Source organism: Shewanella sp. P1-14-1 (assembly GCF_001401775.1).
GTDB lineage: Bacteria > Pseudomonadota > Gammaproteobacteria > Enterobacterales > Shewanellaceae > Shewanella > Shewanella japonica.
In genome coordinates this window covers 1-518 of the sequence record NZ_LKTL01000081.1, presented here as the reverse complement: position 1 = coordinate 518, position 518 = coordinate 1, and the positions used below count along the sequence as shown (strand labels likewise).

General features: G+C 35.7%; 1 protein-coding gene. It reads right to left on the bottom strand.

What is annotated here, in order from left to right; genetic code table 11:
• Window positions 1-84 precede the first annotated feature (84 nt).
• Window positions 85-518, bottom strand: a 434-nt coding sequence (locus AN944_RS21025) for a hypothetical protein (RefSeq protein ID WP_235531045.1), incomplete at its 5' end; no start/stop codon positions are given.

The window sequence follows — 518 nt, the reverse complement described above, 5'->3', positions numbered from 1 at the left end:
CCCTAATAATGGGCAAAAAATTGTTGGCTAAAATGTTGAGGAACGAAAACAGCCAACTGTTTTTTGTCCTTATTAATTAGCTTGTTAGGCATACTTACATATAATCTCTGGAATTGAAAATATTGGAAGCACACCCATTTGGTTTTTTATTAATTCTTGTTCGTTTAATAACACACCATCATTACCACGACTTGCACATAGCTCAATGAATCTGATGAGTTCAGGGCAGTTCATTCTTTGGATTGGGGATGTGCGGGTAAGGATTAGGTAAAGAGCTAAAGGAGTTGATGAGTACAACGTATATTGATTAGAAAACAAGTCCCATAATCCATCGTTTACAGCATCATCAAATTCATCTTCAGTAGAGTTAGGATCTATGAGGATATTAATAATATTTTCAAACTCAGCTCTGTTAGCTGAACCTTTACAAGTTTGGTAATCACTAAACTCAACTTGCTCTATTTCTGAAAGAACTCCAAACTCCATTTCTAGCGCAATCCTTTTTGTATGCCTAACGC